Genomic DNA, 15,119 nt, shown 5'->3' on the forward strand with positions numbered 1-15,119 from the left:
TCCCGTATGGGACCGCGAGAGATGACGATTGTAGGATATGGCTTTGCATTGGTGGACACTCAGCCCTGAAGAATGGACGGCGATCAGGCTCAGCCTGTGGGTGTCCTCCATCGCCATGTTCGCCAGCCTGCCCTTCGGCATTGCGGTTGCCGTCGCGCTGGCGCGCGGGCGCTTCTGGGGCAAGTCGCTGCTCAATGGCATTGTCCACCTGCCGCTCATTCTGCCGCCCGTCGTCACCGGCTTTCTACTGCTCGTCCTCTTCGGCCGCAGAGGCGCCATCGGCCAGTTTCTCGACAGCTGGTTCGGCATCGTCTTTTCCTTTCGCTGGACGGGGGCGGCGCTCGCATGCGCCGTCATGGCGTTTCCGCTGATGGTGCGCTCCATCCGCCTCTCCATCGAAGCGGTGGACAACAAGCTGGAAGAGGCGGCCGGAACCCTGGGTGCAAGCCCCCTATGGGTGTTCCTCACCGTCACGCTTCCCCTGATCCTGCCCGGCATCATCGCAGGCATGATCCTCGCTTTCGCCAAGGCCATGGGCGAATTCGGCGCGACCATCACCTTCGTTTCCAATATTCCCGGCGAAACCCAGACGCTGTCCGCTGCCATCTACACTTTCACGCAGGTTCCGGGCGGCGATGCAGGCGCATTGCGGCTGACCATCGTTTCCGTCGTGATTTCCATGTTGGCCTTGCTCGTCTCGGAGTTTCTGGCCCGCATCATCGGCAAACGGGTGAGCATGGAATGACGCTTTCTGTCTCCACCCGCCACCGCCTCGGCTCCTTCGAACTCAACGCGTCATTCACCTCTGATGGCGGCGTCACGGCGCTTTTCGGACGCTCCGGCTCCGGCAAAACCTCGATGATCCGCATCATCGCAGGTCTGTTGCGGCCAGATAGTGGTCAGGTATCGCTCGATGGCGAAGTGCTGGCCGATAGCGGAAAGCGCCTGTTCCTGCCGGCGCACAGGCGCCATTTTGGTTATGTTTTTCAGGAAGCGCGGCTGTTTCCTCATCTCAGCGTTGCCCAGAACCTGAACTATGGCAAATGGTTCGCTACGGAAAAAGCTGAGCGGGCGAATGAAAACCGCATTATCGACATGCTTGGCATCGGCCATCTTCTCCAGCGTCGTCCGAACAAACTTTCCGGCGGTGAAAAACAGCGGGTCGCCATCGGCCGCGCACTCCTGTCATCGCCCAGACTACTGTTGATGGACGAACCTCTCGCCTCACTGGACGAGGAACGAAAGGCCGAGATCATCCCTTATCTGGAACGGCTGCGCGACGAGACGAAAATCCCGATCGTCTATGTCAGCCACTCCATCCAGGAAGTCGCCCGCCTTGCCGACCGCATAGTTGTTATGAAGGACGGCAAGGTGGAGGCACAGGGAAAAGCGGCCGACGTGCTGTCACAGTCGGATTTCAGCGCACATCTTGAGCGACGAGAAGCGGGCAGCATCCTTTCGGGACACATCGAAAGCTTCGATGAAAGGCACGGGCTTGCTGCCGTAAGGCTCTGCTCGTCGCTCCTGCAGGTTCCAGCAAAAGGAGGAACACCCCGCACCCCGGCACGCGTGCTGATACCGGCGCGTGACGTCATGCTTGCCACGGCAAAACCCGAAGGCCTGAGCGCACTTAACATCCTCGAAGGCCATATTGCCGGTATCTCCGCCAGCGAAGATGGCATGGTAACCGTTCAGGTGGATTGCGGCGGCGATATTATACAGTCGCGTATCACCGATCTGTCGCGCGAACGTCTCCAGCTGGAACCCGGGAAACCGGTACATGCGATCATAAAGTCGGCGGCTCTCGATCCGTATTAGTGATGGCGGCATCAGGATTGCGGTTGGCCTCAAGCCAGTCGATATCCTTGCGCAGGGCCTCATTCATCCGCTTTTCCATGCTGCGATACCGTTCAAGCAATTCGGCACCGAATGCGGTCAGCGCGGCCCCACCACCCTGCTTGCCGCCCCGCTGGGATTCGATCACCGGCTGCCTGAACATATGGTTCAGCGCATCCACAAGCAGCCATGCACGGCGATAGGACATGTCCATCGCTCGCCCGGCGGCCGATATCGAGCCGGTCTCGACAATCAGCTCCATCAACTCGATCTTACCGTGGCCGAGACGATCTCCGGGCGGAAAATCGATGCGGAGAACGGGCTTCAGTGGCTGATGTATATTGCTCATCGGCTAGAAACCCCGGCCATGAAGATCGTGATAGGCTTTCTGCGCACCGTGCTGCGGCAGAGCCTTCGCCTCGTAAACACCGCGCGCCACTGCGCGCGCCATAACGATGGTAGCGAGATGGCAGAGTTCCGCGAAATGAGCGCCGCCCTCAAGCGGCTTCTCACCGGTCGCAGCCGAAAACATGGTGTCGCCGTCGCTCGGCAGATGGGCGGGCAGCACGGCGCGCGCCAGCCCGTCATGCGCCATGATGGAAAGGCGGTGCGCCTGCGCTTTGGTAAGGACGGCATCGGTGACCACGGCGCCGATGGTAGTCGCGGTGAGGTTGACGCCCTTGAGACGAAGCGCGGTATGATCCGGTTCGAAACGATCAGGAAAACCGCAGTCGCCGAACTCGCCCTGCTCTTCAAAAGGCGCAGACCAGAAATGGCGGCTGGTGCCAACGGTTGCCGAGCCAAGCGCATTGACGGCGACGATGGCCGCCACCTTGTAACCGCCGGAACTGACAGCGCTTGCCGAACCAAGACCGCCCTTGAAGGTGGCGGTGGTCGCCCCCGTTCCCGCGCCGACTGTTCCAAGCCCGAAGGGCTCCGCACGCGCCGACCTGAAAGCCGCATAGCCCATCTCGCGATAGGGCGAATGCAGCCCCCACTCCTTGTTGCCACCATTCAGCAGATCCATGAGGATCGCCTGCGGCACAATGGGAACACGGGTGGAACCGACTTGCAGGCCACGGCCGATCTCGCGCAGACCGGCCTGAACACCACCCGCCGCATCCAGCCCGAAGGCCGAACCGCCTGAAAGTACGAAGGCATCCACGGTTTCCACCGTCATCGCCGGGTCGAGCAGGCCGGTATCACGACCACCGGGCGCCCCGCCAAGAACCGAACCGGAGGCGATTACGGGTTTTTCGAAAACGATTGCGGTGACGCCGGAGCCGAGTGCAAGATCGGTGACATTGCCGACCAAAATCCCATTGATATCCGTCAGAAGATTATTGCGTGCCGCCATGCCGTTCCCCTTTTCTCCCGGTATCCCGCCGCCACGGGGCACTGTCAACGCAAAAGGTGAATCAGGAAAATACCGCCGTGCCAATCACCGGTGTCGAGGGAATGGCCATATCTCTCGGCTCCAGCGGCCCCGCCACAAAAGCCTGATGCCCTGACTCAATGGCGCGGGCGAAAGCTTCCGCCATGCCGACCGGGTCACCCGCCCCCGCGACCGCCGTGTTGAGCAGAACGGCATCGTAACCAAGCTCCATCACCGTCACCGCATGTGACGGCCGGCCGATACCGGCATCGACGATCAGCGGCACATCCGGAAAACGCGCCCGCATGGATTTCAGCGCCATCAGATTAAGCGGCCCCATGGCGCTGCCGATCGGCGCACACCAGGGCATCAGCACCTTGCAACCCGCATCCAGGAGCTTTTCCGCCACGACAAGATCATCAGTCGTATACGGAAAGACTTCGAAACCATCGTCGCAGAGAATTTTCGCCGCTTCGACGAGCGCAAACACATCGGGCTGCAAAGTGTCGTGATGGCCGATGACCTCCAACTTGATCCAGTTGGTGTGAAAAACCTCACGCGCCATCTTCGCCGTCAGCACCGCTTCCTTCACGGTATGGCAGCCAGCCGTATTGGGCAGAATGTAACGATCCAGCTCGCGGATCAGCTCAAAAAACTGGCCACCCTTCTTGCCGCCTGCCGTTTCCCGACGCAGCGAAATCGTCAGAATATCCGTGTTGCTGGCCCGCACTGCATCGGCAAGCACGGCGGGAGACGGATAACGCGCCGTGCCGAGCAGGAGGCGCGACGAGACCTCACGGCCATAAAGCGTCAGCATGGCCTCAACCTCCCTGCATCGGCGAGAGGATTTCGACACGGTCGAACGCCTTCAATCGATAATCGGCGCGCTCTTCCGAATGCACCAGATCGCCATTGACCGCCGTCGCCAGCCACTCGCCTTCATAGTCGAGGCTGGTGAGTAACCCGGCCAGCGTCTCGGTGGCGAGATCAAGCTCGTCGCCATTCACCAGAAGTTTCATGATCCTGTTCCTTTCCAGAGATATCTTGGCAGACGATTTCAGCCGCCTGCCGCGCCATCGCCGGCGACAGCAGGAAGCCATGCCGGTGGGCGCCGTTGATGAAGACGGTCCGGCCGTCCTGCGTAACTTTCGGCAGATTGTCGGGATAGGCGGGGCGCACGCCCGTTCCGGTCTCGATGATTTCCGCTTCGCCGAAGGCCGGATGTACGGCATAGGCGGCGTTCAGAAACTCCATCATCGAGCGCGCTGAAATGGCTCCGGCATCCTCTGTCTCGATCATCGTCGCCCCCACCATGAAGCGACCCGGCTCACGCGGCACAATGTAAAGCGGAATGCGCGGATGTAAGAGCCGGACGGCGCGCGACAGGGAAACCTCTGACGTGGCTAGATAGAGCATTTCTCCCCGCACGCCGCGAAGATTGGCAATCTCGCCCACCGCCGCAGCGCCGGTGCAATCCACCACCCGATCGAACGGCTGCTCATCCACCGGAATACCCATATGAAACAGCACGCCCAAGCCGCAAAGCCGCGTATGCAGCGATTTGAGTGCAAGGCGCGGATCGAGATGCCCCTCGCCCGGGAAATAAAGCCCGGAGCGGAACCGCCCGGCAAGGTCAGGCTCCAGAGCGGCGATTTCACCCTCATCCACCCACTGGTATCCAGTTGTTCTGGATGCGAAACGCGAAAGCTCGGCTTTGTCGCGGGCGGGCGCGACGACCAGCGTGCCGTGTCTGATGACAAGGCCGGGGGTCGCCTCATCCCACCAGTCGAGAGCCGCCTGGCCGAGTGTCAGTACCGCCTCGTCCGCACTTTCACGCTCGCACCAGGGCGCCAGCATTCCGCCCGCATAAAAGGATGCGCCGCGCGAGGCTTCAGCATTGCGCTCCGAAACCTCCACGGTTGCACCGCGCCGCGCCAGTTCGAAGGCCGCCGTCAGACCGGCGACCCCCGTTCCCTTGACAAGGACACGCATGCTACTGGCCGTCTGCCGGGGTCGCGAGCGGCATGTAAAGCTCGCCACCTTCCTTGAAGCGCGCGGCCATGGCCTCCAGCCCTTCCTTCTGCGCCTCGGCGCGGATGTCATGGGAAATCCGCATCGAGCAGAATTTCGGCCCGCACATCGAGCAGAAATGCGCGACCTTGTGCGCCTCCTTCGGCAGGGTCTCGTCATGGAAGGAGCGCGCCGTGTCCGGATCCAGCGACAGGTTGAACTGGTCTTCCCAACGGAACTCGAACCTTGCACGCGACAGCGCATCGTCCCGCACCTGTGCTGCCGGATGGCCCTTGGCGAGATCGGCCGCGTGAGCCGCGATCTTGTAGGTGATGACACCGACCTTCACGTCGTTACGATCCGGCAGACCCAGATGTTCCTTCGGCGTGACATAGCAGAGCATCGCCGTGCCAAACCAGCCGATCATCGCTGCCCCGATGCCGGAAGTGATGTGGTCGTAACCGGGGGCGATATCAGTCGTTAGCGGCCCAAGCGTATAAAAGGGCGCCTCACCGCAGGTTTTCAACTGCTTGTCCATGTTCTCCTTGATCTTGTGCATCGGCACATGGCCGGGGCCCTCGATCATGACCTGGCAATCCTTCGCCCATGCGATCTGTGTCAACTCACCGAGCGTCTCCAGCTCGGCAAATTGCGCGGCGTCGTTGGCGTCGGCAATCGAACCGGGCCGCAACCCGTCACCCAGCGAGAAGGAAACATCATAGGCACGGCAGATGTCGCAGATCTCGTCGAAATGCTCGTAGAGGAAGCTTTCCTTGTGATGATGCAGACACCACTTGGCCATAATCGACCCGCCGCGTGAGACGATACCGGTGACACGGTTGACGGTAAGCGGAATGTAATGCAGCCGAACACCGGCATGGATGGTGAAATAATCCACGCCTTGCTCCGCCTGTTCGATCAACGTATCGCGGAACACTTCCCAGTTCAGGTCCTCGGCAATGCCGTTGACCTTCTCCAGCGCCTGATAAAGCGGCACCGTGCCGATCGGCACCGGCGAATTGCGGATGATCCATTCGCGGATATTGTGGATGTTGCGCCCGGTCGAAAGGTCCATGACGGTATCGGCACCCCAGCGGATCGCCCAGACCATCTTCTCCACCTCTTCGGCCATGGAGGAGGTAACGGCGGAATTGCCGATATTGGCGTTGATCTTGACCAGAAAATTACGGCCGATGATCATCGGCTCAAGCTCGGGGTGATTGATGTTGGCCGGGATGATGGCGCGGCCCGATGCGACTTCCTGACGGACGAACTCCGGCGTCACATAATCGGGTATCTGTGCACCGAAACTCTCGCCATCACGAGCCAGCTTCTCCTTCGCCGCTTCGCGCCCCAGATTTTCGCGGATGGCGATGAACTCCATTTCCGGCGTGATGATGCCTGCCCGCGCATAGGCAAGCTGCGTTACGGCTTTTCCTTCCGTGGCCATCAGCGGCTGGTGGCGCATGGCAAATTCAGGCGTCAGGCGCTCGCCGGTGGCAAAGCCGTTATCCTCCGGTTTGACGTGCCGACCGTCGTAAGCCGCGACATCGCCGCGCGCTACAACCCAGTCGTGACGCAGGCGCGGCAGACCCTTTTCGATCAGAACGTTATGCAATGGATCGGTATAGGGGCCTGAAGAATCATAGACCGTGACCGGCGGTTCTCCCGCCGTCGGGTGGACGGCGATTTCGCGCATGGGCACGCGAATATGCGGATGCAAAATTCCGGTTTTGTGGATTTTCGTGGAGGCGGGATGCGGCCCGGTTGTGACGACAAGCGGGATATTCTTGGCAACGATATTCATCATGAGGCTCCAAAGTTTGACAGTGGAGACCCAGTTCGAGCCGGAATGATGGAAAATACCGACGCGTCGGCAGCGCAAGTTACACGCAATCCGACCTTCGGTCTTTGCACCGTCCCTACGCCAGTATGAACTGGATCAGGTTCAACGGGTCACTGCGCATAAAAGCAGAATCTCAGCCCCTTGACGGGACACCCCTGGTGAATGGACACAAGAGAAAACACCGCCCGACATTTGTCAAGGGTGCTGCTGATGGCTGGCAAAGGTGGACGAACAACAAAAGCGCCGTTAGTGGTAATTAACCTAACGGTTTAGGCGAATATTATCGTTTTCAAATTAACGATAAGCACAAACCATCCTGATGTTAAATTCATGGGAGATAAGTCGGAATGAATGCGACTATTCGTGAAATACTGGCAAAATTCGGCCAGCTTCCTACCCCCGTCGATACGATTGAAAACGAAGCAGATCTTTATGCGGCAGGTCTTTCTTCCTTTGCCTCGGTGCAATTGATGCTGGGTATCGAGGAAGCTTTCGATATCGAATTCCCCGACAACCTCTTGAACCGCAAGTCCTTTGCCAGCATCAAGGCCATTGAAGACACCGTTAAGCTCATTCTGGATGGTAAAGAGGCAGCCTGATGAATGTGACCGTTGCGCCGCAGGATGAAACGCTGTCCGCGCGCGCAAGCCGCGTCGCAGCAATTGCCGCCAAACACGCGGACGAGGTGGACGTCACCGGTCGCTTCCCGGAGGAAGCCGTCAAGGCGCTGAGACAAGAGCGCCTTCTCGGCATTCAGGTCCCGTCCTCTCTTGGTGGCGAAGGCGCATCCATACAGCAAATCGCCGATATCTGCGCCCGGCTTGGCCAGGCCTGTTCGGCAACCGCGATGATTTTCGCCATGCACCACATCAAGGCATCGAGCCTTGTGGAACACGGCGAGACAAGCCCATGGCATGCGGGCTTCATGAGCCGCATTGCAAGCGAACAGCTTCTGCTCGCATCGGCCACGACCGAAGGCGGAATCGGCGGCAATCTGCGCAATTCCATCTGCGCAATCGAGGTGGAAGGAGACATCTGCCGGCTGGAGAAGGACGCCACCGTCATTTCCTACGGCAGCAATGCGGATGCCATCCTCATCACCTCGCGCGCCCACAAGGATGCCGCCCCGGCCGATCAGGTGATGACCATCTTCCTGAAAGATCAGTACAAGCTCGAGAAGACCCATGTCTGGGACACACTCGGCATGCGCGGCACCTGTTCGGACGGTTTCCTGTTCCGCGGCGAGGCGCCAGCGGTGCAGATATTCCCAAAACCCTTTGCGGAAATCGCCGCGCAATCCATGCTTGCAAGCTCGCATCTTCTGTGGAGCGCCGTTTGGTATGGCATCGCGTCGGATGCGGTGCTGCGCGCGCAATCCTTCGTCAGGACGGCTGCACGCAAGTCGCCCGGTGTCACACCGCCAGGCGCTATCCACATTGCCGAAATTTCCACCAAATTGCAGGTGGTCAAATCCAACGTCATTGCGGGCGTAAAGGCTTACGAAGACACCAAGAGCGACCCGGACAAGCTGATGTCCATGGCGTTCGCGGTTGCCATGAACAATGTGAAGATCTGTTCTTCGGAAACCATTCTGGAGATCATCGACCAAGCGATGCTGGTCTGCGGCATCATGGGTTACAAGAACGGTACGCCCTACAGCCTTGGCCGACACCTTCGCGACGCGCATTCCGCGCGCCTGATGATTTCCAACGACCGTATTCTCGGCAATTCCGCCAATCTCCTGCTGGTTCACAAGCAGGACACCAGCCTCTTGGGATAAGACCATGGATATGCAAACATCGTTTCTCGATCGACTGTTCGAAGAAGGCCTGCTGATTGAAACGGGTGTCGATGGTCTTTACGGACGCAGCGGCCAGTTCGAGGACGTCATTGCCGCATTCGAACGCCTGATCGACCGCACCGGCGGCCCGGACAGTGCAGAGGCGATCCGCTTCCCGCCCGGCATCAACCGCGCCTATTTCGAAAAGAGCGGTTACATGAAAAGCTTCCCGCAGCTTGCGGGCACGGTGCATTCCTTCTGCGGTTGCGAACTTGACCATGTCAGCCTTCTCAAATCCATGGATGAGGGCGGCGACTGGACAAAGGACCAGAAAGCAACCGATATCGTGCTGACGCCGGCCGCTTGCTACCCTCTTTATCCGACCATCGCCAAGCGCGGCGCATTGCCTTCCGGCGGCGGTCTCTACGACATCCAGTCCTATTGTTTCCGCCATGAACCCTCGAAGGACCCGGCACGTCAGCAGCTTTTCCGCATGCGGGAATATGTGCGCATGGGCACGGAGAGCGATGTGACCGAATTCCGCCAGACATGGATGGATCGCGGCGTGGCGATGATGGAAGCCGTGGGCCTTGAAGTGACCATCGACGTGGCCAACGATCCCTTCTTCGGCCGCGCCGGCAAAATGCTCGCCAACAACCAGCGCGACCAGAACCTGAAATTCGAACTGTTGATTCCCGTCACATCCGCCACCAACCCGACGGCCTGCATGAGCTTCAATTACCATCAGGACGCCTTTGGCCAGAAATGGGGATTGAACCTCGACAATGGTGATGTGGCTCACACTGCCTGCGTCGGTTTCGGCCTTGAGCGCATTGCGCTGGCACTTTTTGCGCATCACGGACTGGATGTAAAAACATGGCCCGAAAAGGCCTTGAAAACACTCTGGGGCTAACCATTCATGCGGCAGATTTTCCCCGGTCTCGATCCCAAAAATTATGTGCAGCACGCGCTTCATTCTTCGGAAAGAATGTGGCCGGAGACCAATTGCTACATCGATTTGTGGATCGAGGTGCTGGCCTCGAAAGGGTTGCCGCCTGAGGCCATGTTCGGCTTCACACTGACGCAGGATTTCGAAGGCGACCAGTTCACCTTCTTCAAAGTGCCGCTGGAAGATCTGGAAGCACTTTATGGCGTTCGCGCCACCGAACTTGCGATCTTCGACCGGGTGGAAAACCATATCGAAGCGCAACTGGAGCGCGGTCGCATCTGCCTGATCGAGATGGATAGCTTCTATATGCCCGATACCCACGGGGTGGGCTACCGGAAGGAACATGGCAAGACCACCATCGCCATCAACCGGCTGGACCTTGCAAACCGGGAACTCGATTATTTTCATAATGCAGGCTTTTTCCACCTGTCGGGCGAAGATTTCGACGGCCTGTTCCAGCATCATCTGACAGAGAGCGAGCCGCCCTTCCTGCCCTATACGGAATTTGCGAAATTTGCAGACAGCAACCCTTCGCCGGCACATATCCGCAAAACGGCCGAACGGCTGCTGAAGTTTCATTTTTCACGGCGACCATCCGACAATCCGGTCAGGTCTTTTGCAGCCGTGTTTCCGGCTCAGGTCGAGAAGGTGGCAGACCGGCCGTTCGGCTTTTTCCACAAATATGCCTTCAATACGCTGCGCCAGCTCGGCGCCAATTTCGAACTGGCGGCGAGCCACCTCGAATGGCTGGACAAGAGCGAATTTGCTGAAGCGAGAGACCACGCGCTGCGCATATCCGAGGTCGCCAAGACCGTGCAGTTCCAGCTAGCTCGCGCCGTCACGCGCCGTAAATTCGACGCGCTCGCCTCGGTGCTCGATCCGGCTGCGGAAGCATGGGATGGTGTGATGGAAGCCCTTGCGGCAAAATTGTCGAACACCAGCGAGGCCGCGTGAGGACTTATCTTCCGCGCGAAAGCGAAAAATTACTAAGCGAAGGCTGGACGCTGACACTGACGTCCGCCAACGCCTGCGAAACGCCCTCGGAAATTCCCGCAACCCTTGAAAGCTTCCACGTATCCGTTCCCGGAACAGTGGCGCAAGCTCTGGAACTGGCCGGGAAATTCGACCGTTTCAATCCGACACCATTGAACGACAGGGATGCCTGGTACCGTCTGACGATGATTTCCGATGTGCGGGAGCGGGCGATCCTGCGCTTCGACGGCCTGTCGACGATTGCAGAAATCTTCCTCAACGGCGAACTGATCGCCGCCAGCCAGAGCATGTTCGAAAGGCTGGAAGTGCCGGTTGAACTGACGGGCGCGGACGAACTTTCGATCTGCTTCCGGGCACTTTCGCCAAGGCTCGAAAAAACCGGTCCCCGCGCCCGCTGGCGTCCGCAGATGATGAACACTCAAGGTCTGCGGCTGATCCGCACCACGGCGCTCGGATATATGCCAGGCTGGTGCCCGGAAATCCATGCCGCCGGCCCATGGCGACCCATCAGCCTTATAAGACAGGCAGACGTGCTTTGCACAGTCCGGTCCTCGCTCGACGAAACCGGGACGGGAACGGTCAACATCGCCCTGGAGGCGAACCACGACATTCCATCCGCACGGCTCACCTGCGCCGGTTACAGCACCGATCTTTCCAGAGGTGAAAACGGCGAATTCTTGGGCGAACTCCGGATACCCGATGTCGAGACCTGGTGGCCGCATACCCACGGCAGACCGGCGCTCCATGAAGTCATTCTGGAACTGGATGGTAAGCAACACAGACTCGGGCGCACCGGCTTCAGGCGCATGGAGGTGGATTACGGCGAAGACGGCAACGGTTTCGGCATCCGGGTAAACGGGCTCCCCGTTTTCTGCCGGGGCGCAGTCTGGACGACTGCCGACATCGTGCGCCTGCCGGGAACAAGACCGGACTATGAGCCTTGGCTTCGAAAAGCTGCCGAAGCCGGTATGAACATGATCCGCATCGGCGGCACGATGGCCTATGAAACGCCGGAGTTCTTCGCGCTCTGCGATGAACTCGGCATCATGGTTTGGCAGGACGCCATGCTTGCCAATTTTGATTATCCAGCAAAGGATGAGGCGCTCAGCCAGCACATCGTTACGGAAGTCTCGCAGTTCCTCGAGGCGACCGCCCTTTCCCCTTCGCTGATCGTTTTTTGCGGTGGTAGCGAAATGTACCAGCAGGGCGCGATGCTCGGTCTGCCGGAACAGATATGGAAGGGAACGCTCACCGAGACAATTTTGCCCGAAGTCCTGACCGAAAAACGGCCAGACGCGGCCTATGTGGCGAATTCCCCTTCAGGCGGCGCCTTGCCCTTCTTTCCCAATGCCGGAGTTGGTCATTATTACGGTGTGGGCGCCTATTGCCGTCCGCTGGAAGATGCCCGCCGGGCCGATCTCCGCTTTGCTGCAGAGTGCCTGGCCTTCGCCAATATTCCCGAACAGGAAACGCTGGACAGACATCTTCCCGCTCTGGCGGTGCATGATCCGCGCTGGAAGGCGCGCACGCCACGCGATCGCGGCGCTTCCTGGGATTTCGAGGATATTCGCGACCATTATCTGAAACTGCTTTACGACGTTGAGCCGGACGTGCTGCGTCGGGAGGATGGCGGCCTCTATCTCGACATGTCTCGTGCCGTCACTGCCGAGGTCATGGAAGCAACCTTCGCCGAATGGCGTCGCGACACGTCCTCTTGCCGGGGCGCCCTGGTCTGGACCTTGCAGGATCTCGTTCCCGGCGCTGGCTGGGGTATCATCGATGCCACCGGCAGACCCAAATCCGTCTGGCATGCGCTGAAAAGAGCGTTTCGTCCCATCCAGGTCAGCCTTTCCGATGAAGGCACCAACGGGCTGGACATTCATGTCATCAACGAAACCGGCGACAACCTTGACGCCATGCTGGAACTGACCTGCCTGCGCGATGGCACGCAACCCGTCGTCCATGCCAAACGGCCGCTCACGCTCTCGCCGCGACAGAGCCAGACCATCGCCGCAACCGATTTGTTCGGCGCCTTTTTCGATACGACCTATGCCTATCGTTTCGGCCCGCGCTCCCATGATGTGACGGTAGCCCGGCTCCGCGATGTCGCGACCGGATCTGTCATCGCCGACGCATTCCATTTTCCTCTCGGTCGGAAAAAAGCACTGCACGCCGCCAACCTTCAGGTGGGGGTGAGCGAGGCGAACGGCATCTGGTCGCTCGAGATCGGCACGGACCGGCTGGCGCAATCCGTCCATATCACGGCGCAAGATTACCGCGCCTCGGAAAGCTGGTTCCATCTCGCACCCGGTGAAACCAGAAAAATCGACCTTATCCCGGAGACAGCAACATCCGAAACGCCCCCTTCCGGCGATGTCGTCTCGCTAGGCTCCAGCCGGCGATTTTCCTTTTAGAGCCATCAGCTTCACCGCATCGATGTAGGCTTTTCTGGCCTCAGGCGTTGAAAGATTATGGTCGGCGTCAGGAACAATCGTCAGCGACACATTCCGATAGGCCGACAAGCCCCTGCCATCGGCGTTGAAATAATACCGGAAATGCTCAAGCCCGTCGTCATTCTCGCTGTAAAGCAGGCTAATGGACACATCCCTTGTCTTGAGCTTGTCGAAAGCACCGTAGACGGCACGCCCTTCCTCGCTCCCCCGGCGGGAAAGCCTTGCCGTTTTTATCGAAAGCTTCTTGAGCGTCGCCTTGGCGATATTGCGACCAGCGCTCACCACATCGACATCGCCGCTGACGAGACGCTTGAACGTAGCGCCCTGGCGAAAACGCTGGCTGTATTCCCCAAAGGACCGTGGCGGTTTGTGCAGCGCTTCATCGACCGAGCGGCCTTTCCGCCAATGGAACACAACCGGATTAACCGCAACCACCCCGCTGATCCGGTCATCGGCAAGCGCGCCATTGAAGGCGAGGTAGGCGCCACTGCAGCGCCCAGCAGCAACGACGGGTCCTTTGCCACGCCGACTGAGAAAATCGAGCGCTGCGGCCACGTCGTCATTCTGCGTCACATCGTAAAGAACCTGATCGGGCGCGTTTTTGACCGGGGGGCTGTCGGCAATATTGGCCGCGTCGAACCGCAACGAAGCGATACCCTCCCGTGCGAGCAAACGGGCCGTTTGCACGGAAAGCCTGCCCCAACCCGCATGCCGATCGTAGGCTGCGCCCAGCAGAAGGACCGAGGAGACCGCCACCCGATCGTCAGGCTCGCAAAAAACACCGAAAAGCCGGCCGGCTTCGCCAAATTGCACCGGCTGTTCCAGAAAACCGCGACCGCGCTGCGGAGCGTTGACGATGAAATCCTCCTGCGGACCTGCCGCATCCGTGGTCTGGGTCTTGGACAGGACCCAATCCCGAAGCCGCTTCACCACATCGCCGGGTATTTTCGAGAGTGTAGGACTGGATACGAGATCGTCATATCCCTCAAATTCCGCCTCCCCCACCTCGGCACCAATCGCGGCGAGTTGTTTGGCAAAATCGCTGTCGCTCGCCCGGCCCGGTCTCGACAGCACCAGAATGCTGCGCGCAGGAGCAGTATCCAGCTTTGCAAGATTGACCTTCTTGATAGCATCAGCAACACCCACCGGCATGGCCATGCCTGCAATTGCCCCCGCCTCCGCCATGCGCTGCCCGGGCCGAAGACCAAGGCCATCGTCAATCATGGACGACCACATCGCCAGTTCGCGAAGATAGCTCCGACCGGAGACGACGGGCGCCAGAAGCGCCATGGAACCGACCGCCGCCGCATCGGCGAGCGCCTGTATCGCGATCAGACAGCCGAGACCCTGAGCGATGACGACCACCCTGGAACAGCCGGAAAGACGTTTTAGATAATCGAGCGCCGCTCGCGTGTCGGAAAGCCAATCCGCCGCACGGTCGACATCCTCCGGATCGAGCGCATCCCCGGCGCCATGATAGTCGAATCGCAGGCTGGCGACGCCGGCCGCCGCCAGCCGTTCAGCCACAACCCGCTGAAACTTGCGAGTGCACAGTTCCTCCATGCCCCAGGGGCTGACGAAAAGAACCGCATGATCCTGTTTGACCTCTTTGCGCGCCGGGTGAAAAACACCCGTGCATCCTTGAAAAGAAACCGGATGTGCGATCGACCCATCGGATGCAATGCCCGAGAGCGACAACATGTCAGGGGACGGTTCACCGCTTTCACGCTCTGAAATATCTATCGCCATCGACCTTGCAATCACTACGCCTGTGTCGGCTCAACCATTTGCGGGATAACTATACCGGAGCGTCCTAACGTCCTGTTCTACAGTAAAACCAATAACATTAGGGAAGTCTAAAAATGTAGTCGTCTCAA

At 59.4% G+C, this 15,119-nt stretch carries 14 protein-coding genes and 1 riboswitch; of the genes, 7 read left to right on the top strand and 7 right to left on the bottom strand.

Features of this window, described 5'->3' with window-relative positions; translation table 11 throughout:
* The first annotated feature begins 37 nt into the window (after positions 1 to 37).
* Together modB and modC are read left to right on the top strand one after the other, a co-directional pair.
* Positions 38 to 745 (top strand): molybdate ABC transporter permease subunit, encoded by a 708-nt coding sequence (gene modB / locus ACZ5A6_RS11320; RefSeq protein ID WP_174060505.1) that lies wholly within the window; start codon positions 38 to 40, stop codon positions 743 to 745.
* Complete coding sequence (gene modC / locus ACZ5A6_RS11325; RefSeq protein WP_174060506.1) at positions 742 to 1,818, top strand: molybdenum ABC transporter ATP-binding protein; 1,077 nt, start codon at positions 742 to 744, stop codon at positions 1,816 to 1,818. The genes modB and modC overlap by 4 nt, the downstream gene beginning before the upstream one ends.
* Here the strand turns inward: modC and ACZ5A6_RS11330 are convergent.
* The 6 genes from ACZ5A6_RS11330 to thiC form a co-directional block, all read right to left on the bottom strand.
* Positions 1,787 to 2,185 carry a winged helix-turn-helix domain-containing protein gene (locus ACZ5A6_RS11330; RefSeq protein ID WP_013636838.1) on the bottom strand — a complete coding sequence of 133 codons (399 nt, stop codon included), beginning with the start codon at positions 2,183 to 2,185 and terminating at the stop codon, positions 1,787 to 1,789. The two genes, modC and ACZ5A6_RS11330, sit on opposite strands and share 32 nt — an antisense overlap.
* A gap of 3 nt (positions 2,186 to 2,188) precedes the next feature.
* Positions 2,189 to 3,193 (bottom strand): P1 family peptidase, encoded by a 1,005-nt coding sequence (locus ACZ5A6_RS11335; RefSeq protein ID WP_174060507.1) that lies wholly within the window; start codon positions 3,191 to 3,193, stop codon positions 2,189 to 2,191.
* Between the two features lie 61 nt (positions 3,194 to 3,254).
* On the bottom strand, positions 3,255 to 4,028 hold the full coding sequence (locus tag ACZ5A6_RS11340; protein ID WP_113291870.1) for a thiazole synthase: 774 nt from the start codon (positions 4,026 to 4,028) through the stop codon (positions 3,255 to 3,257).
* 4 nt (positions 4,029 to 4,032) lie between these two features.
* The gene (gene thiS / locus ACZ5A6_RS11345; protein ID WP_003516823.1) at positions 4,033 to 4,230 is read right to left on the bottom strand and encodes a sulfur carrier protein ThiS; all 198 of its coding nucleotides are present in this window, start codon (positions 4,228 to 4,230) and stop codon (positions 4,033 to 4,035) included.
* Complete coding sequence (gene thiO / locus ACZ5A6_RS11350) at positions 4,199 to 5,203, bottom strand: glycine oxidase ThiO (protein ID WP_025594492.1); 1,005 nt, start codon at positions 5,201 to 5,203, stop codon at positions 4,199 to 4,201. Before thiO ends, thiS begins: the two co-directional genes overlap by 32 nt.
* Before the next feature lies 1 nt (position 5,204).
* The gene (gene thiC, locus ACZ5A6_RS11355; protein ID WP_025594493.1) at positions 5,205 to 7,028 is read right to left on the bottom strand and encodes a phosphomethylpyrimidine synthase ThiC; all 1,824 of its coding nucleotides are present in this window, start codon (positions 7,026 to 7,028) and stop codon (positions 5,205 to 5,207) included.
* A gap of 94 nt (positions 7,029 to 7,122) precedes the next feature.
* Positions 7,123 to 7,234: riboswitch (TPP riboswitch) on the bottom strand.
* 180 nt (positions 7,235 to 7,414) lie between these two features.
* Between thiC and ACZ5A6_RS11360 the strand changes: the two genes are divergently transcribed.
* Genes ACZ5A6_RS11360 through ACZ5A6_RS11380 form a run of 5 tightly spaced genes read left to right on the top strand, consistent with a single transcriptional unit; the run spans position 7,415 to position 13,203 of the window.
* Positions 7,415 to 7,666 (top strand): acyl carrier protein, encoded by a 252-nt coding sequence (locus ACZ5A6_RS11360; RefSeq protein WP_003492279.1) that lies wholly within the window; start codon positions 7,415 to 7,417, stop codon positions 7,664 to 7,666.
* Positions 7,666 to 8,847 carry an acyl-CoA dehydrogenase family protein gene (locus ACZ5A6_RS11365; protein WP_174060508.1) on the top strand — a complete coding sequence of 394 codons (1,182 nt, stop codon included), beginning with the start codon at positions 7,666 to 7,668 and terminating at the stop codon, positions 8,845 to 8,847. Before ACZ5A6_RS11360 ends, ACZ5A6_RS11365 begins: the two co-directional genes overlap by 1 nt.
* 4 nt (positions 8,848 to 8,851) lie before the next feature.
* Positions 8,852 to 9,760 (top strand): amino acid--[acyl-carrier-protein] ligase, encoded by a 909-nt coding sequence (locus ACZ5A6_RS11370; protein ID WP_013636844.1) that lies wholly within the window; start codon positions 8,852 to 8,854, stop codon positions 9,758 to 9,760.
* 6 nt (positions 9,761 to 9,766) lie between these two features.
* Positions 9,767 to 10,750, top strand: a complete 984-nt coding sequence (locus tag ACZ5A6_RS11375) for a DUF1839 family protein (RefSeq protein WP_113556176.1) — start codon at positions 9,767 to 9,769, stop codon at positions 10,748 to 10,750.
* Positions 10,747 to 13,203, top strand: a complete 2,457-nt coding sequence (locus ACZ5A6_RS11380) for a glycoside hydrolase family 2 protein (RefSeq protein WP_003516811.1) — start codon at positions 10,747 to 10,749, stop codon at positions 13,201 to 13,203. Before ACZ5A6_RS11375 ends, ACZ5A6_RS11380 begins: the two co-directional genes overlap by 4 nt.
* On the opposite strand, the gene ACZ5A6_RS11385 is transcribed toward ACZ5A6_RS11380, so the two are convergent.
* Positions 13,174 to 14,991 (bottom strand): serine aminopeptidase domain-containing protein, encoded by a 1,818-nt coding sequence (locus tag ACZ5A6_RS11385; RefSeq protein WP_174060509.1) that lies wholly within the window; start codon positions 14,989 to 14,991, stop codon positions 13,174 to 13,176. The two genes, ACZ5A6_RS11380 and ACZ5A6_RS11385, sit on opposite strands and share 30 nt — an antisense overlap.
* Positions 14,992 to 15,119: the final 128 nt, after the last annotated feature.

It is taken from the genome of Agrobacterium sp. 6Ca8 (assembly GCF_055382765.1).